Source organism: Klebsiella sp. A-Nf5, assembly GCF_002810545.1.
In the GTDB taxonomy this organism is placed as follows: domain Bacteria; phylum Pseudomonadota; class Gammaproteobacteria; order Enterobacterales; family Enterobacteriaceae; genus Klebsiella; species Klebsiella variicola.
On sequence record NZ_PIOG01000112.1, the window covers coordinates 1 to 566 of the forward strand.

At 51.2% G+C, this 566-nt stretch carries 1 tRNA gene; it reads left to right on the forward strand.

Annotated elements, in window-relative coordinates:
• Positions 1-411: 411 nt before the first annotated feature.
• Positions 412-496, forward strand: a tRNA-Leu gene (locus tag CWM53_RS10980).
• Positions 497-566: the final 70 nt, after the last annotated feature.

Consider the following 566-nt stretch of genomic DNA (forward strand, 5'->3'; position numbering starts at 1 on the left):
TGGCTGCGGAGCGAGTGAATAACAAAAAAGCATTGGCTAAAACTTTCTGGAATATATGGGAATAGTGGTGGGTGGGGTTAGGGGAGATAGTTGGGGATTGGATGTTGGGATGGATGGGGTTTGTTGGGTTGTGTTGAGGTATGCGGGTGAGAGTGATGTGAGAAAAACTTGAGATAAGTTTGAGTGGGACTTGGGTGTTATTGAGGGGGTAATGGCTGGCAGGGGGAGTTGTGGTCGCGGGAAGGGCGATGAGGTTTGTAGGTGGCATTGGTGCCCTGAAATAGCGGCAAAAGGTGACGCCGCGCAGGATAGCGCTGTTTTTTTCAACACTTAGCGCAATGACGACACGCTGTCGCTTGCATGGCCGCCGCCGACAGGTATAATCCAGAACGTTTCCGCATCCCCTTCAGTGCCGAAGTGGCGAAATCGGTAGACGCAGTTGATTCAAAATCAACCGTAGAAATACGTGCCGGTTCGAGTCCGGCCTTCGGCACCATCGGAACATCAATAGACGTCAACGGACGTCTTTTTTTGTGCCTGAAATCCAGTATCCGCAAGGCTTTCCT